21 protein-coding genes are annotated in these 26,783 nt (G+C 68.8%); 10 read left to right on the plus strand and 11 right to left on the minus strand.

Annotation, left to right across the window (positions count from 1 at the left end; genetic code table 11):
- The first annotated feature begins 69 nt into the window (after positions 1 to 69).
- Genes FOB47_RS25680 through FOB47_RS25690 form a run of 3 tightly spaced genes read left to right on the plus strand, consistent with a single transcriptional unit; the run spans position 70 to position 5,327 of the window.
- Positions 70 to 1,287 carry an efflux RND transporter periplasmic adaptor subunit gene (locus FOB47_RS25680; protein WP_174782346.1) on the plus strand — a complete coding sequence of 406 codons (1,218 nt, stop codon included), beginning with the start codon at positions 70 to 72 and terminating at the stop codon, positions 1,285 to 1,287.
- 4 nt (positions 1,288 to 1,291) lie between these two features.
- Positions 1,292 to 4,480 (plus strand): efflux RND transporter permease subunit, encoded by a 3,189-nt coding sequence (locus FOB47_RS25685; protein ID WP_174782347.1) that lies wholly within the window; start codon positions 1,292 to 1,294, stop codon positions 4,478 to 4,480.
- Positions 4,467 to 5,327 carry a ChaN family lipoprotein gene (locus tag FOB47_RS25690; protein ID WP_174782569.1) on the plus strand — a complete coding sequence of 287 codons (861 nt, stop codon included), beginning with the start codon at positions 4,467 to 4,469 and terminating at the stop codon, positions 5,325 to 5,327. The genes FOB47_RS25685 and FOB47_RS25690 overlap by 14 nt, the downstream gene beginning before the upstream one ends.
- Here the strand turns inward: FOB47_RS25690 and soxR are convergent.
- Entirely contained in the window at positions 5,324 to 5,875 is a 552-nt protein-coding gene (soxR, locus tag FOB47_RS25695; RefSeq protein WP_174782348.1) for a redox-sensitive transcriptional activator SoxR, read from the minus strand. The two genes, FOB47_RS25690 and soxR, sit on opposite strands and share 4 nt — an antisense overlap.
- 121 nt (positions 5,876 to 5,996) lie before the next feature.
- On the opposite strand from soxR, the gene FOB47_RS25700 reads away from it, so the two are divergent.
- On the plus strand, positions 5,997 to 6,425 hold the full coding sequence (locus FOB47_RS25700) for a RidA family protein (protein ID WP_053822886.1): 429 nt from the start codon (positions 5,997 to 5,999) through the stop codon (positions 6,423 to 6,425).
- Between the two features lie 57 nt (positions 6,426 to 6,482).
- Here FOB47_RS25700 and FOB47_RS25705 read toward each other — a convergent pair whose 3' ends face one another.
- The 9 genes from FOB47_RS25705 to FOB47_RS25745 form a co-directional block, all read right to left on the minus strand.
- Positions 6,483 to 8,000 (minus strand): dihydrolipoyl dehydrogenase family protein, encoded by a 1,518-nt coding sequence (locus FOB47_RS25705; protein ID WP_174782349.1) that lies wholly within the window; start codon positions 7,998 to 8,000, stop codon positions 6,483 to 6,485.
- A 78-nt stretch (positions 8,001 to 8,078) separates the two neighbouring features.
- On the minus strand, positions 8,079 to 9,002 hold the full coding sequence (locus tag FOB47_RS25710; RefSeq protein ID WP_174782570.1) for a patatin-like phospholipase family protein: 924 nt from the start codon (positions 9,000 to 9,002) through the stop codon (positions 8,079 to 8,081).
- Between the two features lie 23 nt (positions 9,003 to 9,025).
- A complete protein-coding gene (locus tag FOB47_RS25715) occupies positions 9,026 to 9,442 on the minus strand; it encodes a PaaI family thioesterase (RefSeq protein WP_006579522.1) in 417 nt (138 codons plus the stop codon).
- Positions 9,443 to 9,482: 40 nt separating this feature from the next.
- Positions 9,483 to 10,541: an AbrB family transcriptional regulator gene (locus tag FOB47_RS25720; protein ID WP_174782350.1), complete on the minus strand. Its 1,059-nt coding sequence runs from the start codon at positions 10,539 to 10,541 to the stop codon at positions 9,483 to 9,485.
- Between the two features lie 158 nt (positions 10,542 to 10,699).
- Positions 10,700 to 12,211: a tripartite tricarboxylate transporter permease gene (locus FOB47_RS25725; protein ID WP_174782351.1), complete on the minus strand. Its 1,512-nt coding sequence runs from the start codon at positions 12,209 to 12,211 to the stop codon at positions 10,700 to 10,702.
- 30 nt (positions 12,212 to 12,241) lie between these two features.
- Positions 12,242 to 12,715, minus strand: a complete 474-nt coding sequence (locus FOB47_RS25730) for a tripartite tricarboxylate transporter TctB family protein (protein ID WP_174782352.1) — start codon at positions 12,713 to 12,715, stop codon at positions 12,242 to 12,244.
- Positions 12,716 to 12,874: 159 nt separating this feature from the next.
- Positions 12,875 to 13,840, minus strand: coding sequence for a tripartite tricarboxylate transporter substrate binding protein (locus FOB47_RS25735; RefSeq protein WP_174782353.1), 966 nt, complete (start codon positions 13,838 to 13,840; stop codon positions 12,875 to 12,877).
- Between the two features lie 227 nt (positions 13,841 to 14,067).
- Positions 14,068 to 15,546, minus strand: a complete 1,479-nt coding sequence (locus FOB47_RS25740; RefSeq protein WP_174782354.1) for a sensor histidine kinase — start codon at positions 15,544 to 15,546, stop codon at positions 14,068 to 14,070.
- Positions 15,543 to 16,217 carry a response regulator gene (locus tag FOB47_RS25745; protein ID WP_174782355.1) on the minus strand — a complete coding sequence of 225 codons (675 nt, stop codon included), beginning with the start codon at positions 16,215 to 16,217 and terminating at the stop codon, positions 15,543 to 15,545. The genes FOB47_RS25740 and FOB47_RS25745 overlap by 4 nt, the downstream gene beginning before the upstream one ends.
- Before the next feature lie 241 nt (positions 16,218 to 16,458).
- On the opposite strand from FOB47_RS25745, the gene FOB47_RS25750 reads away from it, so the two are divergent.
- Positions 16,459 to 17,628, plus strand: coding sequence for an ABC transporter substrate-binding protein (locus tag FOB47_RS25750; RefSeq protein WP_174782356.1), 1,170 nt, complete (start codon positions 16,459 to 16,461; stop codon positions 17,626 to 17,628).
- A gap of 64 nt (positions 17,629 to 17,692) precedes the next feature.
- Here the strand turns inward: FOB47_RS25750 and FOB47_RS25755 are convergent, their stop codons facing one another.
- Positions 17,693 to 18,412 carry a TetR family transcriptional regulator gene (locus FOB47_RS25755; protein ID WP_174782357.1) on the minus strand — a complete coding sequence of 240 codons (720 nt, stop codon included), beginning with the start codon at positions 18,410 to 18,412 and terminating at the stop codon, positions 17,693 to 17,695.
- 590 nt (positions 18,413 to 19,002) lie between these two features.
- Here FOB47_RS25755 and FOB47_RS25760 point away from each other — a divergent pair.
- From FOB47_RS25760 to FOB47_RS25780, 5 genes are all read left to right on the plus strand, one after another.
- Positions 19,003 to 20,238 carry an efflux RND transporter periplasmic adaptor subunit gene (locus FOB47_RS25760; protein ID WP_053822893.1) on the plus strand — a complete coding sequence of 412 codons (1,236 nt, stop codon included), beginning with the start codon at positions 19,003 to 19,005 and terminating at the stop codon, positions 20,236 to 20,238.
- 57 nt (positions 20,239 to 20,295) lie between these two features.
- Positions 20,296 to 23,448 carry an efflux RND transporter permease subunit gene (locus FOB47_RS25765; RefSeq protein WP_023263838.1) on the plus strand — a complete coding sequence of 1,051 codons (3,153 nt, stop codon included), beginning with the start codon at positions 20,296 to 20,298 and terminating at the stop codon, positions 23,446 to 23,448.
- A gap of 1 nt (position 23,449) precedes the next feature.
- Complete coding sequence (locus tag FOB47_RS25770) at positions 23,450 to 24,925, plus strand: efflux transporter outer membrane subunit (RefSeq protein WP_053822894.1); 1,476 nt, start codon at positions 23,450 to 23,452, stop codon at positions 24,923 to 24,925.
- A 212-nt stretch (positions 24,926 to 25,137) separates the two neighbouring features.
- Positions 25,138 to 25,872, plus strand: coding sequence for an NYN domain-containing protein (locus FOB47_RS25775; protein WP_174782358.1), 735 nt, complete (start codon positions 25,138 to 25,140; stop codon positions 25,870 to 25,872).
- 465 nt (positions 25,873 to 26,337) lie between these two features.
- A complete protein-coding gene (locus tag FOB47_RS25780) occupies positions 26,338 to 26,763 on the plus strand; it encodes a virulence RhuM family protein (protein WP_053822895.1) in 426 nt (141 codons plus the stop codon).
- Positions 26,764 to 26,783 lie beyond the last annotated feature (20 nt).

Raw genomic sequence — 26,783 nt, forward strand, 5'->3', positions numbered from 1 at the left:
CGGGTGGGCACGGCGACAAAAGGGAGCGAACACGCGCAATCGCAGCGCGGCGCAGCAGAGGGTCCTCGCATGAAATCGAAGGGTATCGACCAGGCCAAGGGCTTTGTCGAAAGCAATTGGAGCCAGGCCATGGGTACCGGCAGAAGTCGTGTGTCGCCATGGCTGGCACTGGCATTGGTCGTGCTGCTGGCCGGGGCCGGCTGGTTCGGCTGGAAGACGTGGTTCGCCGCCAGGCCGCAGGCGCAGGGGCCGGCCCCGGTGGCGGTGACCACCGCGCTGGCGCGCCAGGGCGACGTGCCGCTGCAGGTCAGCGTCAACGGCAACGTGACCGCGCTGTCCACCGTCGAGGTCCGCCCGCAGGTCTCCAGCACTGTCCGCACCGTCCATATCCGCGAAGGCCAGACCGTCAAGCCCGGCGATCTGCTGTTCTCGCTCGACACCCGGATGGACGAGGCCAACCTGGCGCGCGCCCGTGCGCAGCTGCTGCGCGACCAGGCCGATCTGGCCGACGCCCGCCGCTCGCTGGCCCGCAGCGAGGAGCTGGTCGCGCGCAACTTCATCTCGCGCAGCGCGGTCGATACCGCGCGCGCCAAGGTCGATGCGCTGGAGGCCACGGTACGGGCCGACCAGGCCGCGATCGAAGCGAGCCGCGTCGCGGTCAGCTACGGCGCGATCCGCGCCACGATCGGCGGCCGCACTGGCGTGATCAACGTCTTCCCTGGCTCGCTGGTGCTGCCGACCGCGACCCAGCCGATGGTCACGATCGCCCAGATCCAGCCGATCGCCGTCACCTTCACGCTGCCCGAACGCCAGCTCGCCGCGCTGCGCGACGCGTTGCGCAGCGGCCCGGTGCCGGTGACCGCGCAGCCCAACGACGGCAATCCCGAGCCGGTGCAGGGCCGCATCACCTTCGTCGACAACACCGTCAACCCGCAGTACGGCACGATCCGCGTCAAGGCGCAGTTCGACAACGAGGCGCAACGCCTGTGGCCGGGGACCTACGCGCGCGTCGAGGCGGTGGTGCAGACGCTGACCGGCGTGGTCTCGGTGCCGCCGCAGTCGGTGGTGACCGGACCCGAAGGCCGCTTCGTCTATGCGGTGCAGGGCGACGGCAAGGTCAGGTCGATGCCGGTCAAGATGCTGGCGGCGACCGCCGCCGCGGCGGTGGTCGAAGGCGTGCCGGCCGGCACGCGCGTGGTGGTCGAGGGCGTGCAGAACCTGCGGCCCGGCAGCGCGATCAGAGAAGCCAGTGCTCCGGCCGCGGCGCCGGCCCCCGGGAAGCACTGACGCCATGACGCTGTCCGAACTCTGCATCCGCCGGCCCGTGATGACGGTGCTGCTGGCGATCGCGATCGTGGTCACCGGCATCGTGCTGTACCCGACCATCCCGATCGCCGCGCTGCCCAGCTTCAATTCCCCGGTGATCCAGGTCACTGCGCGGCTGCCCGGGGCCAGTCCCGAGACGATGGCCGCGTCGGTTGCCACGCCGCTGGAAAAGCAGTTCGCCACGATCCCCGGCGTGTCGGTGATCAGCTCGGCCAACACGCTGGGCAATTCCAGCATCACGATCGAGTTCAACAACGACCGCGACATCGACGCCGCCGCGGTCGACGTGCAATCGGCGTTGTTCCGCGCGCAGCGCTCGCTGCCGACCGAGATGACCGAGCCGCCGTCGTACCGCAAGGTCAACCCGGCCGATGCCGCGGTGATCCTGCTGGCGATCAATTCGCCGGCGATGAGCCTGGCCGAGCTGAACGCCTTCGGCGACAACCTGATCGCGCCGACGCTGTCGACGCTGCCCGGCGTCGCGCAGGTGCTGGTCTATGGCCAGAAGCGCTTCGCGGTGCGGGTACGCGCGCGTCCCGATGCGCTGGCCGCGCGCGGCATGACGCTCGACGAGCTGGCCGGCGCGATCTCGCGCGCCAACGCCAACACGCCGGTCGGCACGCTCGACGGCGCGCGCCAGATGCTGACGATCCAGGCCAATCGCCAGCTGGCCGACGCCGACGCCTTCCGCAACATCATCGTCGCCAGCCAGCCCAACGGCGCGCTGGTGCGGCTGTCGGACGTGGCCGAGGTCGAGGACAGCGTCGAGACGCTGAAGACCGGCAGCTGGCTGAACAACGAGCGCTCGATCGTGCTGGCGGTGCAGCGCCAGCCCGACGCCAACACGGTCGCCGTGGTCGACGCGATCCGCGCCGCGCTGCCGCGGCTGGTGCAGCAGATGCCGGCCTCGGTCAACGTCAATGTGGTCAACGACCGTTCGCGCTCGGTGCGCGAGTCGATCCACGACGTGCAGTTCACGCTGGCGCTGACCGCCGCGCTGGTCGTGATGGTGATCTTCCTGTTCCTGCGCCGCGCCGCCGCCACGCTGATCCCGACGGTGTCGCTGCCGATCTCGCTGATCGGCACGGTCGCGCTGATGAAGGCGTTCGGCTACAGCCTGGACAACGTGTCGCTGCTGGCCATCACGCTGGCGGTCGGCCTGGTGGTCGACGACGCCATCGTGATGCTGGAGAACATCGTCCGCCATATCGAGGAAGGCATGGCGCCGTTGAAGGCGGCGCTGGTCGGCTCGCGCGAGATGGGCTTCACCATCGTGTCGATCTCGGTGTCGCTGGTGGCGGTGTTCATCCCGATCTTCTTCATGCCGGGCGTGATCGGCCTGCTGTTCCACGAGTTCGCCGCGGTGGTGTCGCTGTCGATCCTGGTGTCGGCGCTGGTATCGCTGACGCTGATCCCGATGCTGTGCGCGCGCTTCCTGTCGGCCGAGAACGTGCCGGTCGACGAATCGCAGCATGCCTATGGCGATGCGCCGGCGCACGCGCCGCGTCCGCAGAAGCAGAGCGTCGGCCTGCGCGCGACGCAGTGGTTCGAGAACCTGTTCGAATTCACGCTGCACCGCTATGCGCGCGGGCTCGACTGGTGCCTGGCCCATCGGCGCACCGTGCTGGCCGCGGCCGGCATGACGTTCGTGCTGACCGCGGTGCTGTTCGTGCTGATTCCCAAGGGTTTCTTTCCCGAAGAGGACATCGGCCAGATCCAGGTCAATGCGGACGGCCCGCAGGACATCTCCTTCGATGCAATGTCGACGCTGATGCGCGACGCGGCCGAGCGGATGCGCGCGAATCCGGCCGTCAAGAGCATCGTGGTGGCGATCGGCGGCGGCCCCTCGCCCGCGATCAATACCGGCCGCATGTTCATCGAGCTGAAGCCCGGCGGCGAGCGGCCGAAGATGCCGCAGGTGGTCGAATCGCTGCGCCGCGACGTCGCCGGCATTCCCGGACTGAACGTCTATTTCCGCCCGGTGCAGAACCTGCAGCTGGGCGGCCGCATCAGCAAGGCGCGCTACCAATACACGCTGCAGAGCGTGCAGTCGGGCAATCTGCAGACCGCCGCCGACAAGCTGATGGCACGCATGCGCGCAGATCCGCTGTTCCGCGACGTCACCAGCGATTCGCAGCAGGCCGGTCTCGAGGCGCAGCTGGCGATCGACCGCGACAAGGCGAACTCGCTCGGCGTGCAGATGCAGGACGTGCGCACCGCGCTCTATACCGCGTTCGGCGAGCGCCAGGTGTCGACGATCTATACCTCGATCGACAGCTATTACGTGATCCTGCAGGCGGCGGATGTCGACCGCGTCGACGAGACGGCGTTCTCGAAGATCTATGTGCGCAGCACCAGCGGCACGCTGGTGCCGCTGTCGGCGTTCGCGACGACCGAGCGCCGCGTCGGTCCGATCGCGGTCAACCACCAGGGCCAGCTGCCGTCCGTGACGGTGTCGTTCAACCTGGCCCCGGGCGCGGCGCTCGGCGACGCGTCGGCGCGCATCGACCGCTTCAAGCAGGAAACCGCGATGCCGCAGGAGATCTTCACCAGCTGGGGCGGCGATGCGGCGGTGTTCCAGTCCTCGCAGTCGACGCAGGTGATCCTGCTGATCGCGGCGATCGCGGTGATCTACGTGCTGCTGGGCGTGCTGTACGAAAGCTATATCCACCCGTTGACGATCCTCGCCGGCCTGCCGTCCGCGGCGGTCGGCGCACTGCTGACGCTGTTCCTGTTCCGCGTCGAGCTGTCGCTGATCGCGATCATCGGCGTGCTGATGCTGATCGGCATCGTCAAGAAGAACGCGATCATGATGATCGACTTCGCGCTGGCGGCGCAGCGCGAACAGGGCATGCCGCCGGCCAGGGCGATCCGCCAGGCGTGCCTGCTGCGCTTCCGTCCGATCATGATGACCACGCTGGCGGCGATCATGGGCGCGCTGCCGATCGCGCTCGGCCTGGGCGCCGGCGCCGAGCTGCGCCAGCCGCTGGGCCTGGCCGTGGTCGGCGGGCTGCTGTTCTCGCAGGTCATCACGCTGTTCATCACGCCGGTGATCTACCTGGCGCTGGATCGCTTCTCCGGCAGCGGCCCGCTGGAGATCGATGCCGATGGCAACCGCGTGGCCGCGACGGTGGGAGCGGATGCGGGCCGCTGACCGTGGAACGCATCGCGGCGCGAAGGTTGCGGCAACCGCCGCGCTCTCCGCGGCGCTGGCGCTGCTTGCCGGCTGCGCGGCGCCTGCCCATCCGGATGGCGACGCGCATCGGCTGGCCGCCTACCGCTATGTGCTGCTCGGCGAGGTCCACGACAACGCCGAAGGGCATCGGCGCCGGCTCGCGTCATTGACCGAGGCGATCGAGGCGGGTTGGCGGCCGGCGATCGCGATGGAGCAATTCGATCGCGAGCGGCAGGCGGATCTCGACCGCGCGCGTCGGGAGCGCCCCGGCGATGTCGATCATCTGATCGCGCAGGCCGGCGCGGCCGGATGGGAGTGGTCGCTGTACCGGCCCGTCATCGCGCTGGCGTTGCGGCACGACCTGCCGCTGATTGCGGCCAATCTGTCGCGCGATGATGCGCGCGGCGTGATGCGCGGCGGTGCGGTGTTCAGCGCGGCCGAGCGTGAACGGCTGGGCCTGGAGCGGCCGCTGCCGCCCGATCTCGCGGCTGCGCAGACGGCCGTGCTCGACGACAGCCATTGCGGCCATTTCCCCCGCGCGATGTTGCCCGGCATGCTGAACGCCCAGGCGGCACGCGATGCGGTGATGGCGGCCGCGCTGCGCGAGCACGCCGCGCACGGTGTGGTGCTGCTGGCTGGCAACGGTCATGTGCGGGAGGACATCGGCGTGCCGCGCTGGCTCGGTGCGAAGCCGGCCGAGGTGCTGACCGTGGCGTATCTGGAAGCGGCGGGACCGCACGAGGCCGGCGCCTACGACCACGTGGTACTGGTGCCGCCGGTGCAGCGCCCCGATCCCTGCGGCGCGATGCACCAGACGCCGCGCTAGGCGCGGGTGCCGCCGCCCTCGTTTCCGCCCGGATCTTGACGGCCGCGCGCGCCGCCGCACATCAGATGCGGCCATGGCCCCTGCCCCGCCAGCGTGTCGCCCGGATTGCGCAACGGGCAGCTTTTCAGCGACAGGCAGCCGCAGCCGATGCAGCCGTCGAGCTGGTCGCGCAACTGCGTCAGCGTGCGGATGCGCTCGTCCAGGTCCTCGCGCCACGCCGCCGACAGCCGGCGCCAGTCGGCCACCGTCGGCGCGCGCCCTTCGGGCAGCCGCGCCATCGCCTCGGCGATCAATGCCAGCGGCAGGCCCATGCGCTGCGCCACGCGAATCACCGCCAGCTGGCGCAATACCGCGCGTGCATAGCGCCGCTGGTTGCCGGCGCTGCGCGTACTGCGGATCAGGCCCTTGGACTCGTAGAAATGCAGCGCCGAGACGGCCAGTCCGGTGCGCGCGGCGACTTCGCCGACCGACAGCATGTCGGCGGCCCGCAGGCCGCGTTGGCGCGGCGGCCGCTCGATCGATTCGTCATGGGGTGGCTTGCGTGGCATGGCGGGATTCCGTCGCGGTTCGCAGCGAAAGACCCAATGCTAGCAGGGTCACGATTGACCTTAACCTGACTTGAGGTTTGATACTGGCGGGACTTCGTTTCTCCTCTTCGAGATCTCCGCCATGATCGAATCGCGCCGTCCCGCCTGCAGCCTGCACTTCGTCAATCCGCACGGCCTCTACGACCCCAGTCCGAATGCCTACTCGCATGTCGCGGTGGCAACCGCGCCGGGCCGCATCGTGTTCGCCAGCGGCCAGGGCGGCGAGGACCAGCACGGTAGGCTGGCGCCGGATTTTGCCGGACAGGTGCGGCGTGCGCTGGAGAACCTGGAGATCGCGCTGCATGCCGGCGGCGCGGACCTGCGCGACGTTGCCAAGCTGACCGTGCTGATCGTCGACCATTCGCTCGAACGGCTGCAGGAGTTCGGCGCCGAATTGCGGCGCATCTGGGGCACGCGCCCGCCGCCCGCCTGCACGCTGATTCCGGTATCGCGGCTGGCGCTCGACGGCATGTTGTTCGAGATCGAGGCGACCGCGGTGGTGTCGCGCTAGGCGCGGCCGTGCCGCAGTTCAGCGGAACAGTTCAGCCGAACGGCTCGGCCGAACCGCTCAGCCGAACAGTTCCTCGGCGACGGTCGGGTGCAGCGGCATCGTGGTTTCCAGATGCGACAGCCGCACGCCCAGGCGCAGCGCCACCGCGATCGACTGCGCAATCTCGGGCGCGGCGTTGTCCAGCAGATGCACGCCGAGCACGCGACCGCTGCGCGCGTTGTAGACCACCTTGATCATCGAGGGCATCGGGTTGCCGGCGAAGCGGTTTTCCAGCGAGACGAAACGCTTGATGCGCGTGCCGATGCGCTCGGGCTTGCCGGCGGCTTCGATCGCCGCCGCCTCGGTCAGGCCGACGCTGCCGATCGCCGGCTCGCAGAACACCGCGGTCGGAATCACGTCGAAGTCGGCGCGCTCGCCGCGCCGGCCGAACAGGCGGTCCGCCAGCCAGCGGCCCTGGGCGATGGCGACCGGCGTCAGCTGCGGCCCCTCGGTAACGTCGCCGATCGCATGGATGCCACGCACGCTGGTGCGCAACTGCCGGTCGACACGCACGCCACGCTGTCCGCGCGCCACGCCCAGCGCCTCGAGGCCGAGGCCTTCGACATTGGGTTCGCGTCCGATCGCGGCCAGCGCCGCCTGCGCACGCACGCTGTGGATCCGTGCCTTGCCGCTGCTCTTCCCACCGCCCTTCCCGTCACCCTTCCCGTCACCCTTCCCGCTGCCGTTCCCGCTCGCTTCGGCCTGCCTGTAGCAGACCTCGATCGCGCCGTTGGCCTGGTCGAGCAGCGTCACCTCCGTATTCAGATGCAGCCGCACGCCTTTCGCGGTCAGCGCCTCGGCCAGCGCCAGCGCAATGTCCTCGTCGAAGTTTTCCAGCAGCCGCGACTCGCGCACCAGCATGTCGACCTTGACGCCGTAGCGCGACAGGATCGATGCCATCTCGACCGCGATATAGCCGCCGCCGATCACTACCAGCGAGGCCGGCACGCCGTCCCACTGGAACACGTCGTCCGAGCTGCTGGCCAGCTCGCCGCCAGGCACCGGCAGCGGCGTCGGCCGTGAACCGGTGGCGATCAGGATGCGGCGCCCCTGCAGCGTTTCGCCGCCCACACGCACCTCGCCCGGCGCGCTGATGGTCGCCTCGCCGCGCAGCAGCTGCACGCCGGCCTCCTGCAGCCGCTGCGTATAGCTGGCATGCAGCCGCGCCATCTCGGCCTTGACGCGCACGATGGCGTCGTTCCAGTCCTCGCGTCCGCCGGTATGCGACAGGCAGCCCGACAGGATCGCGGCCCAGGTCGCGCCGTAGCTCAGCATCTTCTTGGGGACGCAGCCGCGGTTGACGCAGGTGCCGCCGATCTGCTCGCGCTCGACCAGCACCACGCTGGCGCCGTGCGAGGCGGCCCGCATCGCCGCGGCGACACCGGCCGAGCCGCCGCCGATCACGACGAAGTCGGCCTGGCGCGCGCGGCCGGCGCCGGCGCCCTTGCCGCGCGGCACGCGCTCCATCCGGGGTTCGGCCGATACCTTGCTTGCGCGCTTGCGTTCGTTGTCGTTGCCAGCCTGCCGCTTCGTCATCTATGCCTCCTGCCGCGGCGCGCCGGCCGCGAGAATTGCAAGAACCCCGAAGGGAGCAGCCGCTGCGCCGCTCCCGCGCTACGACGCCGGCGCCAGGTCGGCTGGCGCCTCGGCCGTCCATTCGCGCAGGAAGGTTTCGCCATCGCGCCGGCCCAGGTCGTAGGCCAGCGTCATGCCTTCCGGGCGCGTGTAGTCCCAACTGGAGATCGGCACCCGCCGCGACGGCTGCAGATACAGGCGCCGCTGGCCGTTCCACTCGACCACGAAACGGCGCGGGCGCGGATACAGCCGCGTCATCAGCACCAGCACGTCGCCCGGCGTCGGGTCGAGCGCGTCGACCGGTACGTTGTCGACCAGCCCTCCATCGAGTACCGCGCGGCCATCGCGCCGCAGCACGGGCGTGAACGGCGGCGTGCAGGACGACTGCAGCAAAAGGTCTGCCAGCTGCTCGGGCGTCGCGCAGTCCTGGGCGCGCATGAACTCCGGATGAAAGCCCAGCGTGCGGCCCAGCCGCGGATGCAGCGTCTTGAGCAGATGCTTGTCGATGTTGTAGGCCAGCAGCCCGGCCATCACGGCCAGCCGCGGTCCGCACCAGCGCGGGATATGGGCGACGCCGACGCGGATCTCCGGCGCGGCCTGCAGCCGCGCCAGGCGGCCGTCGCCGAGGATCGACAGCAGGGCCGCCCGGTAGATGCCGTAATGCGGAAACACGCGCTGGTTGCCCAGCAGATTGCGCCAGTAGGCGTTGCGCTTGTTGCCGGCCAGCACGCCGCGGTAGTAGTCCATCACCTGCCGCGACTCGTGCGTGTAAATCATGCAGGCGGTGGCAGCACCGGCCGAGATGCCGGCGATCACGCGCGGGCGCAGCCCGAGTTCGGGGGCGACGGTGTCCCACCAGCCCGCCTGCCACCAGCAGCGATTGCCGCCGCCGGCGAATACCACCTGCTCGAACGGTCCGCCGTACTGCGGTGTGCGCGGCGCCGTGCGCGTGTCGGCCGCCATCTGCGGGCGGGTGGCAGACATCGTCACAGCAGCGCGTAGGTGGTGGTGGCCTGCACCGCCAGCTTGCCGTCGGGGCCGCGCAGCGCGATCTCGCCGAACACGACGGTCTTGCCCAGCCGCAGCACGGTCGCCTGCACCAGCATGTCGCCCTCGATCACGGGGCGCATGAAGTTGGTGGTCAGGCTGACGGTGGTCATCGGGCGGAAGCCGCCTAGCGCGCTGGAGATCGCGACGATCATCGCGGTGTCGGCCGCGGACATCAGCACCTGGCCGCAGACCACGCCGCCGGCGTGGCGAAGCGAAGGATCGAAGGGCAGGCGCAGCGTGACGCTGTCGGCGTCGACGCGCTCGGCACGCAGGTTCAGCTGGCGGACCCAGGGCGCAAGCACGCGCTCCAGGATGGCGTCGATGTCGGCGATGGCAAGCGTCGTCTCTGGCATGGCGGCCCGTCGGTGGTCCTCGGTTGTCCTGGCCGCCCGGCTACTCGGTCTCCTCCGGGGCGGCGCGATGTTTCAGCCAATGATACAGGGGGCCGGTACACAGCACCACGAAGGCCATCCGGATCACGTGGAAGGCCGTGACCAGCGGCACGCCGAGCTCGAGCACCTTGGCGGTGATGCACATCTCGGCGATGCCGCCCGGCGTGGTGCCCAGGATCACGGTGGCCGGATGCGCCCCCGACAGCGCCGCCAATGCCCAGCCGAACAGCGCCGATATCACCAGCGCCACCAGCGTGTACAGCGCCACGCCGGCCAGGAAGCGCGGGGCCGTATGCAGGAACTCGCGCGAGAACCGCACGCCGAGCGAGACGCCGATCAGCAGTTGGCCGGCATGGCTCATCGAGGTCGGGATCGCCGACAGCTCGATGCCCGAGGCGGTCAGCACGGCGGCGGCGATCAGCGTGCCGATGACAAAGGGATTGGGCAGGTTCAGCCGTTGCATCAGCAGCGCGGCGGCCACCGTGATCGCGATCAGCGCGGCCAGCCCGAACCCGTCGACGGTGCGCGGGCCCGGGATATAGGTATCGAGGCCATGAATACCGCCATATTGAAAAAGCGCAGGCACGATTACTACCACCAATAACACGCGCAGCGAATGCGCGGCCGCGACCTGGTCGATCCGTGCGCCGTTGCGCTCGGCCAGGTTGGCCATCTCGGAGGCGCCGCCGATCGCGGTGGAAAAGAACGCGGTCTTGAACGCGACCCCGGTGGTCCGGCGCAGCAGCAGCGCGCCGGCGGTGCCGAGCACCAGCGCGAACAGCGAGCCGGCGATCACGTAGGGCGAGAACTCGATCAGCTTGGCCACCACCTCCGGCGTGAAATAGAGCCCCAGCGAGGTGCCGATGGCCCATTGGCCGGCGTTGCGGGCCTGCGATGGCGCGCGCAGGTCGGCGCCCATCATGCGGGCCGCGGCCACGGCCAGCAGCGGGCCGATCATCCACGGCAGCGGTGTGCGCAGCCATTCGCACAGCAGGGCGGCGCCCAGTCCAAGCAGCAGCGTCAGCAGCGTCGGACGCCAACGGGAGAGTACGGATCGCATGACGGTGGCGGGCTGGCGCAGGACGCCGCCGCTTTTTTCTTGTGGTCGGAGGAGAGCAGGCAAACGACAAGGCCCGGGAGCTCCGGGCCTTGTGGCGTCACGCGCATTGTCGCGCATTGTGGCGCACGATGTTGCGCCGGATGTCGTTCTTCAATTCTTCAGTTCGCCGCGTCGGCCACGCCCCGCATCGCCGAGCGCCGCGACAGCCAGCGCAGCAGCCGCGGGACCACCACGACGGCGACGGTCAGCGCGAGGATCGACGCCGAGATCGGATGGCGCAGGAACATCGTCCAGTCGCCCTGGCTGATCGACAGCGCGTTGCGCAGCTGCTTCTCGGCCATCGGCCCGAGGATCATGCCGACGATCACCGGCGCGGTCGGGAAGTCGAAGCGGCGCATCGCCATGCCGAGCAGGCCGATCAGGAACAGCAGCAGCAGATCGAAGGCCGACTGGCGGATGCCGTAGGCGCCCAGGCCCGCGAAGATCAGGATGCCGCCATAGAGCAGCGGGGTCGGGATGCGCAGCATGCGGACCCACAGGCCGATCGCCGGCAGGTTCAGCACCAGCAGCATCACGTTGCCGATATACAGCGAGGCCAGCAGGCCCCACACCAGGTCGCCGGAGGTCTGGAACAGCATCGGACCGGGCTGCAGATTGTAGTTCTGGAACGCCGCCAGCATGATCGCCGTGGTGTTCGAGGTCGGGATGCCCAGCGTCAGCAGCGGCGCCAGCGTGGCGGTCACCGCGGCGTTGTTGGCGGCTTCCGGCCCGGCCACGCCCTCGATCGCGCCCTTGCCGAACTCTTCCGGATGCTTGCTCAGCTTCTTCTCGCTGGCGTACGACAGGAAGGTCGGAATCTCGGCGCCACCCGCCGGGATCAGCCCGAACGGAAAGCCGATGAAGGTGCCGCGCAGCCATGCCGGAATCGAGCGCTTCCAGTCCGAGCGCGTCATCATCACCGGCCCGAGCTTGTTGAAGGTGCCCTCCGGCTGCGGGAAGAACGCGTTGAACAGCGCCTCGCCGACCGCGAACAGGCCGACCGCGACGACCACGATGTCGATGCCGTCGTACAGCTCCTGGATGCCGAGCGTGTAGCGGGTCTGGCCCGACAGCGAATCCATGCCGACCAGGCCGATGCCCAGGCCCAGGAACAGGCTGGTCATGCCGCGCAGCAGCGACGAGCCCAGCACGGCCGATACCGTGGTGAAGGCCAGCAGCATGATCATGAAGTATTCGCCGGGACCGAACTGCAGCGCGACGTCGGCCGCGACCGGTGCGAACAGCGACAGCAGCACGGTGGCGATGGTGCCAGCGACGAAGGAGCCGATCGCCGCGGTGGCCAGCGCCGGACCGGCGCGGCCGCGCTTGGCCATCAGGTTGCCTTCCATCGCGGTGATCATCGTCGACGACTCGCCCGGCGTGTTCATCAGGATCGAGGTGGTCGAGCCGCCGTACATCGCCCCGTAGTAGATGCCGGCGAACATGATCAGCGCCGCGGTGGGCTCGACCTTGGCCGTCAGCGGCAGCAGCATCGCCACCGTCAGCGCCGGGCCGATGCCGGGCAGCACGCCGATCGCGGTGCCCAGGAAGCAGCCGACCAGCGCCCACATCAGGTTCAGCGGCGTGATCGCGACGGCAAAGCCGTTGATCAATTGATTGAGCGTATCCATGTTGTTTGTCTCCTGGCCTTGACCTGCGGATTACAGGCCAGCGATCGGCAGCAGCGGCAGGTTGATGCCGAGCAGGAAATCGAACAGCAACCACATCGGCACCGTGATCGCCAGCCCGATCAGCGCGTCGCGCACGAAGCGGCGGCTGCCGTAGCCGCGCGCGACGCAGACCATCAGCAGCGTGGAGGCCAGCACGAAGCCCAGCGTGCCGATCAGCGCCATGTTCAGCAGCAGGCCGGCGGCGACCCACAGCAGGCCGCGGGGGCTGTGCGGCTGCGAGGGCAGCTCGGCGTCCTCCTCGGGCATCGCGCGAAAGCCGCCGCGCACGCCCTGCCAGGTCAGCAGCGCGCCGCAGATGGCGAGGCCGACGCCGACCAGCGTCGGAACGAAACGCGGCGACAGGCCGGCATAGCCGGACTCGCCCGAGATGCCCTGGATGCCGGCGAAGAAGCAGGCCGACAGCAACAGCACGACGATGCCGATGGCGGTGTGGGAAGGTTTCACGATGGGCTCCGGATCGAGGCCGGATGCGGGGAGCGCATCCGGCGGGGGGCGGAAACGGAAGGGCCGCGGTCCGGGAGGCCGCGGCGCCGGTGCCGCTGTCAGGCCCGATGGACCATGACGGCAAGGGCCTGGCGTGCCCAGGCCGAGGGTGGGAAGGCCTTACTTGGCGACGCCCAATTCGCGCAGCATCGCGCCCAGGCGGGCCGATTCCGCGTCGACGAACTTGCCGAACTCGTCGCCGGTCAGCAGGAACGGCGTCCAGTCGTTCTTGGCCAGCGCCTGCTTCCACGCCGGCGATTCGGTCGCCTTGACCACCGCGTCGGTCAGCGCCTTGCGTTGCTCGGGCGTGATACCCGGCGCGCCGTAGACGCCGCGCCAGTTGTAGATCTCGACGTTGATGCCCTGCTCCTTCAGCGTCGGAATATCGGCGACGCGGTCCTTCGAGGTCACCGCCAGCGCGCGCATCTTGCCGCTCTTGATGAAGGGCAGGAATTCGGACACGCCGGCGACGCCGGCGGTCACGTGGCCGCCCAGCACCGAGGCCGAGGCCTCGCCGCCGCCCTGGAACGGCACGTAGTTGATGCGCTTCGGATCGACGCCGATGTCCTTGGCGATCAGCCCGGCCAGGATATGGTCGATCGAACCCTTGGAGCCGCCGCCCCAACTGACGCTGCCCGGGTTGGCCTTGAGCTGCGCGGTCAGGTCCTTGATCGACTTGATCGGCGAGCTGGCCGGCACCGTGATCACCATCGTGTCGGTAAACAGCCGTGCGATCGGCGTGGCGTTCTTCAGCGTGACCGGGGGCTTGTTGGTCTCGATCGCGCCGACCATCACCGCGCCGGTGACCAGCAGCGCGTTGGGATTGCCCTTGTCGGTGTTGACGAACTGGGTCAGGCCGATGGTGCCGCCCGCGCCGCCGCGATTGTCGTAGGAGGCGGACTTGGCCACGCCCGCCGACACCATCGCGGCGCCCAGCGTGCGGCCGGCCTGGTCCCAGCCGCCGCCGGGGTTGGCGCCGATCATGAACTTGGCGGTGTCGACGGCGAACGCCGGACCGGCCGCCACGGCGGCGCCGATCAGGGCAAATTGGAACAGGCGGGGAAGTCGAACGAGGTTGCGGCGCATGGCGTCTCCTGCTTGCGATATCGTGGTTTTATGGTTCCAGTGGCCGCTCGGACGGCCATGGCGGCGATTCTAGGAGCCGGAAACTGTCAATAAGCTGTCAAAACTTCAGCTTGTTGACTGGGGTTTACGCTGATCGGGTGGACTTTGGAAGGGGCTGGCGGCGGTGGTCGGTGGTAGTCGGCTGCGATCGGCTGCGATCGAAAGGGGCGGCCCGCGGTATGGCCGATTCACGCGCCGGCGGCCAGCGGCAGCCGCAACTCGGCCCGCAGCCCCTGCCCCTGGCGGGCCTCGTGCAGCGTCACGCTGCCGCCGAAGCGCGCCGCCATCTCGCGCGAGATCGCCAGGCCCAGGCCCGAGCCGGGCTCGTCGTGGCCGACGCGGCGATAGAACCGGGCAAACACCTGCTCGCGCTCCTCGGCCGGGATGCCGGGCCCGTCGTCCTCGACCGCCAGGCAGGCGCTGTCCTGCACGCGCGCGGCCGACAGCGTGATACGGCTGCCGCGCGGCGAGTACTGGATCGCGTTGTGGACCAGGTTGGCCAGCGCCTCGCGCAGCAGCGCCGCGTCGGCGCGCACCGGCAGCGGCCGGCCGCCGCCGTCCTCCCAGCCGAAGTCCTGCTGCTTGGCGCGCGCCAGCGGCAGATAGTCGAGCGCGACCTGGCCTGCCACCGCGGCGGCGTCGATCACGGGATCGGGTGCCGGCGCTTGCCCGCCAGCGTCGCCGGCCTGCGCCTCGTGCTGGCGTACCCGCGCCAGCGCCAGCAGCTGGTTGGCCAGGCGCGAGGCTTGCTCCAGCTGCGAAACGATGCCGTCGACCGCCTCGCGCGCGGCGCCCGGATCGCCGCTGCCGTCGAGCTGCCGGCGCGCGAATTCCGCCTGCGTCTTCAGGATCGCCAGCGGCGTACGCAGCTGATGCGCGGCGTCGGCAATGAACTGCGCCTGGGCCTGCGCCATCGCCGCCGAGCGCGACACGTGCCGGTTGACCGCATCGACCAGCGGCCGGACCTCGGCCGGCACCGGATCGACCGCGAGCGGCGTCAGGTCGTCGGGCGGGCGCGCCTCGACATCGTCGCGCACGCGCTTGAGCGGGCGCAGCACGAAGGTCACGCCGCCGACCAGGATCAGCGCGCTGGCCACGATCAGCAGCGCATCGCGCGCCAGCGTGCTGCGCCACACCGCGCCGACCAGGGCCGCGCGCGGCTCGGCCGATTCGGCCACCTGGATGATCACGCGCATATGGGCATCGGGCCGGTAGACCGGCCGTGCCATCGCGGCGATGCGCACCGGGGCGTCGCGATAGACCGCGTCGTAATAGCGCGGCACGTTGTTGGACAGCGTGCCGCGCGGCAGCGGCAGGTCGTCGTAGCCGGTCACGGTCTCGACGTCGCCCTCGCGTTCGAGCGCGACGCGATAGAACACGCGCGTCTGCGCCGCGGTCTCGAACATCTCCATGGCGGCGTCGGGCAGCGTCAGCTGCACGGTTTCGCCGGCCATGCCGATCGCGTTGTCGATCGCGCGCACCGAGCCGTACAGCGAGCGGTCGTAGGCGGTATTGGCGGCATCGCGCAGCGTGCCGTAGGTCAGCCAGCTGTCGAGCGCCATCATCGCCGCCAGCGCCGGCAGCAGCAGCACCAGCAACTGCCGGCGCAGGCTGCCGCGCAGCCAGCGCCGCGGCGGACCGCCGCGGGGACCGCCCGGCGTGCTCAAGCGGCGGCCTCCGCTTCGAGCAGATAGCCGAAGCCGCGCAGCGTGACGATGGCCACGCCGTGGCCGGACAGCTTCTTGCGCAGCCGGTAGATCAGCACCTCGATGGCATCGGGATTGACGTCGGCATCCAGCGAGAACACCTTGTCGAGCAGTTGCGCCTTGGTCAGCGGCTGGCCGCTGCGCGCCAGCAGCGCGCCGAGCAGCGTCGATTCGCGCGGCGTCAGCGCCAGCGGCGCGCCGCCGAGCGTGAAGCTGCGCGTCTCGCCGTCGAACACCAGCGCGCCGCATTGCAACCGCGGATGGGCGCGGCCGCGGCTGCGGCGGATCAGCGCCAGGATGCGCGCTTCCAGTTCGGCCAGCGCGAAGGGCTTGGGCAGGTAATCGTCGGCACCGAGGTTCAGGCCGCGCACGCGTTCGTCGAGCGTGTCCTGCGCGGTCAGGATCATCACCGGCGTGCGGTCGTCGCGGCCGCGCATCGCCTTGAGCACCGACAGGCCGTCCTTGCCGGGCAGGCGCAGGTCCAGCACCACGGCGTCGTATTCCTCGGCCTGCAGGCGCGCGTCGGCGAGCAGGCCGTCGGCCACGTGTTCGACCACGAAGCCGCCCTGCTCCAGCGCACGCGCGACCCAGTGCGCGAGTTCGGTTTCATCTTCGACCAGCAGAATGCGCATGCCGGCCTCCTGCCGGAGTTGGAACGCGAAACAGGAACATCCAGAAGGAACGCGAATGCGGGAATCGTCCGCGGCGGGGGGCGAACGCGCTTGCGTTCGCGTCCGATGTCGCCATGCGGGCGTGGACTCGCGGCCCGATCCGGGCGCCTATAATACCGCTCCACCGTCGCGCCGGTTCGCCGCTTCCGCGCGCGGCCGCGACCCCGCGCGCCCCTTCCGCTTGCCTGTCCAGCCGCCTTCCATGCCTGCCGATCCGCCTGCATCAGCCGAGCGCGGCGACCCGCCCTCCTCGCTGCGCCGCCGCCTGCTGGCGGGCGCCGGTGCGCTGGCGTGGCAACGCGCATTCGCGGCGCCGGGCGCCGCGCCGAGTCCGGTGAACCCGCCGCCCGGCTATCCGGCCGACTACCCGCAGATCATCGCGCGTGCCCAGCGCGAAGGCATGGTCACGGTCTATGCGTCGACCGACGAGGATGTCGCCCGGCCGCTGCTCGATGCCTTCGAGGCGCGTTTTCCCGGCGTCAAGGTCGGCTATCGGGACCTGAACACCATCGAGCTGAACCAGCGTTTTCTCGCCGAGTCCGCGCAGCCGGTCCGCGCCGATCACGCCGACGTGCTGTGGAGTACCGCGATGGACCTGCAGATCAAGCTGGTCAACGACGGCCACGCGCTGCACTACGCGTCGCCCGAGCGCGCGGGCCTGCCGGGCTGGGCAAGCTGGCGCGAGGAGGCCTGGGGCACCACCTTCGAGCCGGCGGTGATCGTCTACAACCGCCGCCATTTCGACGGCATGCCGGTGCCGCGCAGCCGCAGCGCGCTGGCCAGGCTGCTGCAGGACAACGCAGCGCGCTGGCGCGGGCGCGTGGTCACCTACGATATCGAGCGCTCCGGCGTCGGCTATCTGCTCGCGCAGCAGGATGCGCGCATGGGCGGCGAGTTCTGGTATCTGGCGCAGGCGCTCGGGCGGGCCGGCGTGCGGCTGTCGGCGTCGACCGCCGACATGGTCGAGTCGGTCGCCAGCGGCGAACTGGTGCTGGCCTACAACCTGCTGGGCTCGTATGCGCTGTCGCTGATGGAGCGCGGCGCGGCGATCGGCGTGGTGGCGCCGAGCGACTACACGCTGGTGATGTCGCGCGTCGCCTTCATCGCGCGCCGCGCGCCGCATCCGTGGGCCGCGCGGCTATGGCTCGATTTCCTGCTGTCCCGCGAGGGACAGGCACTGCTGGCGCGTTCGGCGTCGCGGCTCTATACGATCCGCACCGACACCAGGAGCGGCCATACCGCGGCGGCGCTGGCCGAGCGGCTGGGCTACGCCTTCAAGCCGATCAGCGTCGGTCCGGGCTTGCTGGCGGCGCAGGACACGCTGCGCAAGCAGGCCTTCCTCGCGCGCTGGCGCGAGGCGATGAAAGGGTGAAGTCCGGACAAGGGGAAGCGACGGGACGGCACGAGCGCGTTGCGGCGGGTGGCCGCGCGGCGCGTCAGCCGCCCGCGCACTGCTGCTGTTGGACCTTGAGCCGCAGGGCCGCCATTTCCTCGTCCAGCCTGGCCATCGGCCGCGGCACATAGCCCTTGCGCAGCGACGGGGCGAAGCGCAGCGTGTCGACGAAGACGTCGGCGAGCCGTTCCGCGTCGGCATTCAGGTCGAAGTCGCCCGGCGCGAACAGCCAGTGGGCCAGCACGCCGCCGATGGCGGCGTGGAAGGCGTTGACCGCCAGGTCCAGATCGAGGTCCGCCGACAGCTGGCCGCGATCGACCGCCAGACGCAGGTGCTCGCGCATCTTCAGCAAGCCCTGCTCGTGCGACTGCCGCTGGCGCTCGAGGATGGCGCCGTTGTCGTCCACCATCTCGCACTTGTGGAATACGATCTCGAACACGCGCCGCCATTGCGGATTGACCACCGTCTCGCGGAACACCAGCGCGACGATGTCGCGGATGCCGCCGAGCGGGTCCTCCTGGCTGGCGATCCGCTCGGGTTCGCACAGCGCCTCGACTGGCAGATGCACGCGGTCGCACATGGCGGAAAACAGATCGCTCTTGTTCTTGAAATGCCAGTAGATCGCCCCCCGGGTCACCCCGGCGGCCTCGGCGATATCGGCCAGCGAGGGCCGCGCCACGCCGCGCGCATGGAATACGGCCTCGGCCGCGTCGAGGATGCGATGTCGCGTCTCGAGGGCTTCTTCCTTGGTACGTCTGGCCATAAGCGGTGTCTTCAGTGGGCGGTGGGGACGAATGGGACGGCTTCGCCGAGGATCGCGGCGGGTACCTGCGGTCGCCGGCCAGCCACGAAAGAAACGAATCCGTCACGAAACTGCGATACCACTGGACTTCCTGCCTCTGTTTTGCTGCGGTGCGACGGGCGGCATGCTAACCGATCCCGGTTGCCCTCGCATATGCGGTCGGTGCCCAATTGCAAAAGGCATGAAACCGACCGGCAAAGCGGCCGGCGGCCGGCAAAGAGACGGGGCATCCTTGCGGTGCAATATTTCTCTTACATACATGCTTGAATGTATATATACTACGCGCTAGCCACAATTTGGACCAGCCCTGCGCATCTTTCTACCAAGAGATCCTGACCATTCGGGTCCTGCGGGCTGCATGTAGTGACGCATACGCGACCATCTGTCGCAATCCATACGGCACCATTGCGGTTTGTGGCTAGTATTGTTCTTTTTCTCCACGACGGTCCGTCGTGGAGTTCTGCCGCACAGGACGTCCACGCCGGCCCCTTAGCTCTGGGCCGGCGTTTGGCGTATCCGGCCGATCTCAAATTGCCATCACGGGGTTATCGATGAGGAAGTCCCAACGTTCGAGTTTGCTTGCCGTTACCGCTGCGCTGACGGTACTCACGCTGTCCGCCTGCGGCAACGACGCCCCGCAGGGCGGCGCGATGCCGCCGCCCGAGGTGGGCGTGGTGACGGTGACGCCGACGGCGGTGCCGGTCGTCAACGAGCTGCCGGGCCGTCTCGAGGGCGTGCGCACCGCCGAAGTGCGGGCGCGCGTCGAAGGTATCGTGCTGTCGCGCAACTACCGTGAGGGCGGCGAGGTCAAGGCCGGCCAGGTGATGTTCAAGATCGACCCGGCGCCGTACCAGGCCCAATTGGCGTCGGCCAAGGCCAGTCTGGCCCGGGCCGAGGCCAATGCGGTCGCCGCGCGGCAGAAGGCCGAGCGCTACAAGCCGCTGGTCGCCGTCAACGCGGTCAGCAAGCAGGAATATGACGAGGCTGTCGCGGCTGCCGGCCAGGCCGCCGCCGAGATCGCCTCGGCCAAGGCGGCCGTCACCACGGCCCAGATCAACCTGGGCTATACCACGGTCACGGCGCCGATTTCGGGCCGTGCCGGCCGTGCGCTGGTGACCGAGGGCGCGCTGGTCGGCAACGGCCAGGCGACCCAGCTGGCGCTGGTCGAGCAGGTCGATCCGATCTGGGTGACGTTCACCCAGCCCGCCACCGAGGTGATGCGGCTGCGCCGTGCCATCGAGTCGGGCGCCATCAAGGGCGTCGACGGCGGTGCCAAGGTGCGCCTGTTCCTCGAGGACGGCACCGAATACAGCGAGACCGGCAAGCTGCTGTTCTCCGACATGACGGTCGACCCGAGCACTGGCGCGATCACGCTGCGTGCGCAGTTCCCGAATCCCCGCCGTGATCTGCTGTCGGGCACCTATGTGCGCGTGCGGGTCGAGCAGGGTGTCGACGAGAACGCGCTGACCGTGCCGCAACGCGGCCTGATCCGCAGCGGCCAGGGCGCCTCGGTGCTGGTGGTCGGCGCGGACGGCAACGTCGCCGCGGTACCGGTCAAGGTCGGACCGGCGATCGGCGATCGCTGGGTCGTCACCGAAGGCCTGAAGGGCGGCGAGAAGGTGATCGTCGAGGGCCTGCAGAAGGTCAAGCCGGGTGCGCCGGCCAAGGCAGTGCCGTTCCAGGCACAGGCCCCGGCCGGTGGCGCGAGCGGCGCGGCCGCGGCTGGTGGCCAGGGCGGCGCCTCGGCACCGGCGGCCGCTTCGGCGGCTGCGGCCAAGCAGGGCTGAGCACCGCGCCTAGCGGTAAGCGCAAGCAGATAGCGGAATACAAAGGGAGCCAGCCTCATGGCCAAGTTTTTCATCGACCGGCCGGTGTTCGCGTGGGTGATCGCGCTGATCATCGTGCTGGGCGGGATATTGTCGATCACGCAGCTGCCGATCGCCCAATATCCCAACATCGCGCCGCCGACCATTTCGGTCACGGCGACCTACCCCGGCGCCTCCGCCAAGACGCTCGAAGACTCGGTCACCTCGGTGATCGAGCAGGAGCTCAATGGCGCGCCCGGGCTGATGTACTACCAGTCGACCAGCGAGTCGACCGGCCTGGCGACGATCACCATCGCCTTCCAGCCGGGTACCAACGTCGACCTGAACTCGGTCGAGGTGCAGAACCGCCTGAAGCGCGTCGAGGCGCGCCTGCCGGCGGAAGTGCGCCAGCAGGGCGTGCGTGTCGAGAAGGCCGGGAACAACTACATGATGTTCCTGACCGTGACGTCCAAGTCCGGTAGCGCCAGCGCGATCGAGCTGGGCAATTACGTGTCGGCCAGCGTGCTGGACTCGATCCGCCGCGTGCCCGGCGTCGGCCAGGCCGACCTGTTCGGCACCGAGTATGCGATGCGGGTGTGGCTGGATCCGGCCAAGCTGACCGGCTACAACCTGACCCCGCTGGACGTCACCGCGGCGATCTCCGAGCAGAACATCCAGGTCGCCGTCGGCGAACTGGGCGGCACGCCGTCGCCGCGCGGTACCGAGCTGAACGCCACGGTGACCACGCAGAGCCGGCTGTCGACGCCCGAGGAATTCGCCAACATCCTGTTGCGCGTGAATCCGGACGGCTCGCAGGTGCGCATCCGCGACGTCGGCCGCGTGGAACTGGGCGGCGCCGACTATTCGACCGTCGCCCGTACCAACGGCAAGCAGTCGGCCGCGATCGCGATCAAGCTCGCGCCGACCGCCAACGCGCTGGCCACCGCCACCGCGGTGCGCGCGAAGATGGAGGAGCTGTCGAAGTTCTTCCCGGCGGACTACGAGTACACCGTGCCGTACGACACCTCGGCCTTCGTCAAGATCTCGATCGAGGAAGTGGTCAAGACGCTGCTCGAAGCGATCGTGCTGGTGTTCCTGGTGATGTACCTGTTCCTGCAGAACTTCCGCGCCACGATCATCCCGACGCTGGTGGTGCCGGTCGCGCTGCTCGGTACGTTCGGCATGCTGCTGGCGTTCGGCTTCTCGATCAACGTGCTGACGATGTTCGGCATGGTGCTGGCCATCGGTATCCTGGTGGACGACGCGATCGTGGTGGTCGAGAACGTCGAGCGGATCATGAGCGAGGAAGGGCTGTCCCCGCGCGAGGCGACCCGCAAGGCGATGGGCCAGATCACCGGCGCGATCGTCGGCATCACGCTGGTGCTGACCGCCGTGTTCATCCCGATGGCGTTCTTCGCCGGTTCGGTCGGCAACATCTATCGCCAGTTCTCGCTGTCGCTGATCGCGTCGATGGCCTTCTCGGCGCTGATGGCGCTGACGCTGACCCCGGCACTGTGCGCCACGCTGCTCAAGCCGGTCGAGGCGGGCCATCACCACGAGAAGAAGGGCTTCTTCGGCTGGTTCAACCGCACCTTCGCGCGGGCGGCCACCGGCTACCAGAGCATGGTGGCGAAGATCCTGGGCCGTACCGGCCGCTACCTGATCCTGTACGGCCTGATCGTCGCCGCCGTCGTGCTGCTGTTCCAGCGCCTGCCGTCGTCGTTCCTGCCTGACGAGGACCAGGGCTACACGATCACCGTGGTGCAGCTGCCCAATGGCGCGACGCAGGAGCGCACCCTCGGCGTGCTCAAGCAGATCGAGGACTACTACCTGCAGAAGGAAAGCAAGATCGTCGACCAGATGATCACGGTGGCGGGCTTCTCGTTCTTCGGCCGCGGCCAGAACGGCGGTATCGCATTCGTGCGGCTGAAGGACTGGAAGGAGCGCACCGGTTCGGACGAGACCGCGCAGGCCCTGGTGGGCCGTGCCTTCGGCGCGCTGTCGTTCATCAAGGACGCGATCATCTTCCCGCTGAACCCGCCGGCGATTCCGGAACTGGGCAACTCGTCCGGCTTCGACTTCCGCCTGCAGGACCGCTCGGGCCAGGGTCACGCCAAGCTGATGGAAGCGCGCAACATGATGCTCGGCATGGCCGCGCAGAATCCGGTGCTGGCCGGCGTGCGTCCGGAAGGCCAGGAAGACGCGCCGCAGCTGCAGATCGACATCGACCGCGAGAAGGCGCGCGCGCTGGGCGTGTCGATCGCCGACATCAACTCGACGCTGTCGATCGCGTTCGGCTCCTCGTACGTCAATGACTTCATCTACGAGGGCCGCGTGCGCCGCGTGATCGCCCAGGCCGAGGGCGCGGACCGCCGCCTGCCGGACGACCTGACCAAGCTGCGCGTACGCAACAGCAACGGCGACATGGTGGCCTTCGCGGCGTTCGCGACGTCGAAGTGGATCATGGGCTCGCCGCGTCTGGAGCGCTACAACGGCCTGCCGGCGGTCAAGCTGGCCGGCCAGGCCGCGCCGGGCCGCAGTACCGGCGAGGCGATGGCCGCGATGGAAGAGATGTTCGCCAAGCTGCCGCCGGGCTTCGGCTTCGAGTGGTCGGGTCAGTCGTTCGAAGAGCGGCTGGCCGGCGCGCAGGAACCGATGCTGTACACGCTGTCGCTGATCATCGTGTTCCTGTGCCTGGCCGCGCTGTACGAAAGCTGGTCGATCCCGGCCGCGGTGCTGCTGGTGGTGCCGCTGGGCGTGCTCGGCGCGCTGCTCGGCGTGACGCTGCGCGGCATGCCCAACGATGTCTACTTCAAGGTGGGCCTGATCGCCACCATCGGCCTGTCGGCGAAGAACGCGATCCTGATCGTGGAATTCGCCAAGGACCTGCAGGCGCAGGGGCGCAGCCTGATCGACGCGACGCTGGAGGCGGTGCACCTGCGCTTCCGGCCGATCCTGATGACGTCGTTCGCGTTCATCCTCGGCGTGCTGCCGCTGGCGATCTCGACCGGCGCCGGTTCGGGCAGCCAGCGCGCGATCGGTACCGGCGTGATGGGGGGCATGATCACCGCCACCGTGCTGGCGATCTTCCTGGTGCCCGTGTTCTTCGTGGTGATCCGCAAACGCTTCAAGGGCAGCGAGCGTCAGCGCATGCTGGACCAGAAGTGGCTGGACCCGAAGGAGGAAATCTGACATGACCAAGACACTGACCGCGCTGCTGCTGGTGGCCGGCGTGCTGTCCGGCTGCACGCTGGCGCCGCGCTATGAGCGGCCGGCCGCGCCGGTGGCGGCCGAATTCCCGACCGCTACCGAAGGCTACGGCCAGTCCGAGGTGAAGACCGGCGAAAGCCGCCGCGCCGCCGACATCGGCTGGCGCGAGTTCTTCCGCGATGCGCGCCTGCAGGCGATGATCGAGACCGCGCTGAACAACAACCGCGATCTGCGCACCGCCGCGCTGCGCATCGAGGAAGCGCGCGCGCTGTACCAGGTGCAGCGCGCCGACCTGCTGCCGACCGTCAACGCGACAGGCGGCTATACGCGCCAGCAGGTCTCGGGCGCGGCCTCGCCCTCGGGCCAGGGCTATACCGCCGGGTACTGGCAGGCCGGCGGCGCGATCACCTCTTACGAGCTCGATTTCTTCGGGCGCGTGCGCAGCCTGTCCAACGCCGCGCTGGCGCAGTACTTCGCCACCGAGGAAGCGCGCCGCGCCGCGCAGATCTCGCTGGTGTCGGAAGTCGCCAAGGCCTATCTGGCCGAGCGCGCCTATGACGAGCAGTACCAGATCGCGCAGAACACGCTGAAGACCCGCGAGGAAACCTTTCGCCTGGCGCAGCAGCGCTTCGAGGCGGGCGCCACCTCGGCGCTGGACCTGCGCGACAACGAGTCGCTGGTGGCCCAGGCCCGCGTGTCGGCCGCCGAGCTGGCGCGCCAGCGTGCGCAGGCGCGCAACGCGCTGGAGGTGCTGGTCGGCACCCCGCTCGGCGCGATCCCGAACCTGCCGCCGCCGCGCACGCTGTCGGACGAACGCTTCGTCACCGACATCCCGCCGGGGCTGCCGTCGGACCTGCTCGAGCAGCGTCCCGATATCCGCCAGGCGGAACAGCAACTGCTGTCGGCCAACGCGAATATCGGCGCCGCCCGCGCCGCGTTCTTCCCGCGCATCTCGCTGACCACCCAGCTGGGCAGCATGAGCCGCGACTTCTCCGGGCTGTTCGAGGCCGGCACCAAGGCGTGGTCGTTCGCGCCGCAGCTGGTGCTGCCGATCTTCGACTTCGGCCGCAACATGTCGAACCTGGACCTGGCCAACGTGCGCAAGAACATCCAGGTGGCGAACTACGAGAAGACCATCCAGGTGGCCTTCCGCGAGGTCGCCGACGCGCTGGTTGCGCGCGGCACGCTGGAAGAACAGGTCGCCAGCCAGGAGCAGGTGCGCAACGCCGAAGCGGCGCGCTTCGAACTGGCCAACCTGCGCTTCCGCAGCGGCATCACCGGGCAGCTCGAAACGCTGGACGCGCAGCGGCAACTGTTCACCGCCGAACAGGCACTGATCCAGGCGCGCCAGCTGCGGCTGAACAACGCGATCGACCTGTATCGGGCGTTGGGCGGCGGGCTGTCGGAAACCGGCCCGGTGGCATCCGCGCCGACGCCGCAGAACGGCACCGCCCGCTGATCGCAGCGGTCCGGCAGCACAAGGAAAGCGCCTTCGGGCGCTTTCTTTCTTTTACTGACAGGTATCTGGATTGCTGTTGTCCCGGACCCTGACCAATGCTAGATTGCGCTGCATCCAGCCCTTGGCAGTAAGCCGTTGCAATCATCCAGCAGCGCGCCGACCCCCTGGGCTTTTTGCGTCTTGACGTAGAAATGGGGGCCACAGGAGTCAGCATGCCGACGGCTATCCTCATCGACGGGGCCTTCTTCATCAAGCGCTTTCGGGCAATCGAGCCGCAGAATGCCCATGACGCACGCCGGGCGGCGGAGTGCGCTCATAGGTGGGCATGCGCCCATCTTTCGCCACGTCCAAACGGCACTGGGAGCGATGCATCTCCGGAGCGCCAGCGACGGCCACAGGATCGTCGCGAGTTGTATCGGATCTTCTTTTACGACTGCCCTCCGTTGACCAAGAAGATGCACAACCCGATCAACAAGAGAATTGTCGACTTCGCCAAATCGGCAGAGGCGGCTTTCCGACTTGAGCTACATGAGCATCTACGCGGGATGCGCAAGGTGGCACTCCGGCTCGGGCATCTTTCCAGCTACAGCCAGTGGACCATCAAGGCTTCCAAGGTGGCCGAGCTGTTAGCCGGAAGGCTTCAGATGCCGGAGCTGACGCCGGACGACGTGATGGTCGATATCCGGCAAAAAGGTGTCGACATGCGAATCGGCGTCGATGTGTCCTCGCCGGCGTTCAAAAAGCAGGTTGACCAGATCGTGCTGATAGCGGGCGACGCTGACTTCGTACCGGCGGCAAAGCAGGCCCGGCGTGAGGGAATCGACTTCATCCTTGACCCGATGTGGCAGCGCATCCCACCAAATCTCAACGAGCACATAGACGGCCTGCGGTCGACTTGTCCTCGGCACGCGGGCTTGGAGCCTTACGAAGACGCTTCGCGACCGTAGGCTGGTTTGCAATCGGTGTACCAGCCGTCTCGGCGGCGATACGTCGATGAAGGCTGGATTTGATCTCAGTGGCTTGCCAGCCGTTACAGCGTTCCGAGTTTTTCAAAAGAACCGGCCAACCGACCCACCTACGATCGCGTTTGTCGGTTCGCCCGTCAGCGTTTTGCGGGAGCCAGCTACCAACCCCAGCTCCTCGTTGGGTCGCACGTCATCCTTCCTTTGGTAGTTGGCTTTTTTTTCTCGCTCCGCCGTTTTCCTGCCTGCGCCCTCCCCTCGCCCGTTTCCTGCCGCGCCGTTGCGATTCCGGACTGCTCGCGCGTATCCGCCCCGTTGCCGCCGCCAGCATTAGTTTTCGCGCCAAATTCACTAGAAAGCGTCGCCCGATCGGCGCCGGCTGTACATGCGCACCTTCGGAAGGCGATACCTTGCGTCTTCACCTCGTTCTTCAACGCTGGAGACCATGGGATGTCGACCCTGACAGAGAACGCCAATGCCGACAGCGCCGACCGGCGCTACTACCAGACCGATGACTCGCTGACGCGCATCACCTGCCGCGTGCTCGACGGCAAGCTGTGGATGACGCTCGACAATATCGCGAAGCTGTACCGGACCTCGGAGCAGGATGTCGCCAGGCAATTGAAGGCCGCCTTCTGCGGGCGCAGGCTCGGTTCGGCGTCGATCCGCAAGGAGGCCCAGCGCGACGATGGTGTCGTGCCAGGTCCGACCTGCTACGCCCTGGACGCGGTGCTGCTGGTTGGCGTGCGACTGGGCTCGACGCGCGGCGAAGCCTTTGCGCATTGGGCGGCCGAGGTGCTCGCCAACGAACCGGCCGGACCGACGGAGCAAGCGGCGGGGCATCGAACCGGGCCGGAGCCAGGCACGGTAAAGTAGCCCACCGGACAACCGACGGC

It is taken from the genome of Cupriavidus gilardii (assembly GCF_013347325.1).
Taxonomy (GTDB): domain Bacteria; phylum Pseudomonadota; class Gammaproteobacteria; order Burkholderiales; family Burkholderiaceae; genus Cupriavidus; species Cupriavidus gilardii.

Coding starts and splice junctions, on each gene's coding strand:
- FOB47_RS25755 (WP_174782357.1), bottom strand. CDS start 18,412: ATGGCCAGACGTACCAAGGAAGAAGCCCTCGAGACGCGACATCGCATC.
- FOB47_RS25715 (WP_006579522.1), bottom strand. CDS start 9,442: ATGCCAGAGACGACGCTTGCCATCGCCGACATCGACGCCATCCTGGAG.
- FOB47_RS25720 (WP_174782350.1), bottom strand. CDS start 10,541: ATGCGATCCGTACTCTCCCGTTGGCGTCCGACGCTGCTGACGCTGCTG.
- FOB47_RS25770 (WP_053822894.1), top strand. CDS start 23,450: ATGACCAAGACACTGACCGCGCTGCTGCTGGTGGCCGGCGTGCTGTCC.
- soxR (WP_174782348.1), bottom strand. CDS start 5,875: ATGCCACGCAAGCCACCCCATGACGAATCGATCGAGCGGCCGCCGCGC.
- FOB47_RS25680 (WP_174782346.1), top strand. CDS start 70: ATGAAATCGAAGGGTATCGACCAGGCCAAGGGCTTTGTCGAAAGCAAT.
- FOB47_RS25690 (WP_174782569.1), top strand. CDS start 4,467: ATGCGGGCCGCTGACCGTGGAACGCATCGCGGCGCGAAGGTTGCGGCA.
- FOB47_RS25735 (WP_174782353.1), bottom strand. CDS start 13,840: ATGCGCCGCAACCTCGTTCGACTTCCCCGCCTGTTCCAATTTGCCCTG.
- FOB47_RS25750 (WP_174782356.1), top strand. CDS start 16,459: ATGCCTGCCGATCCGCCTGCATCAGCCGAGCGCGGCGACCCGCCCTCC.
- FOB47_RS25745 (WP_174782355.1), bottom strand. CDS start 16,217: ATGCGCATTCTGCTGGTCGAAGATGAAACCGAACTCGCGCACTGGGTC.
- FOB47_RS25725 (WP_174782351.1), bottom strand. CDS start 12,211: ATGGATACGCTCAATCAATTGATCAACGGCTTTGCCGTCGCGATCACG.
- FOB47_RS25760 (WP_053822893.1), top strand. CDS start 19,003: ATGAGGAAGTCCCAACGTTCGAGTTTGCTTGCCGTTACCGCTGCGCTG.
- FOB47_RS25700 (WP_053822886.1), top strand. CDS start 5,997: ATGATCGAATCGCGCCGTCCCGCCTGCAGCCTGCACTTCGTCAATCCG.
- FOB47_RS25775 (WP_174782358.1), top strand. CDS start 25,138: ATGCCGACGGCTATCCTCATCGACGGGGCCTTCTTCATCAAGCGCTTT.
- FOB47_RS25780 (WP_053822895.1), top strand. CDS start 26,338: ATGTCGACCCTGACAGAGAACGCCAATGCCGACAGCGCCGACCGGCGC.
- FOB47_RS25705 (WP_174782349.1), bottom strand. CDS start 8,000: ATGACGAAGCGGCAGGCTGGCAACGACAACGAACGCAAGCGCGCAAGC.
- FOB47_RS25710 (WP_174782570.1), bottom strand. CDS start 9,002: ATGGCGGCCGACACGCGCACGGCGCCGCGCACACCGCAGTACGGCGGA.
- FOB47_RS25765 (WP_023263838.1), top strand. CDS start 20,296: ATGGCCAAGTTTTTCATCGACCGGCCGGTGTTCGCGTGGGTGATCGCG.
- FOB47_RS25685 (WP_174782347.1), top strand. CDS start 1,292: ATGACGCTGTCCGAACTCTGCATCCGCCGGCCCGTGATGACGGTGCTG.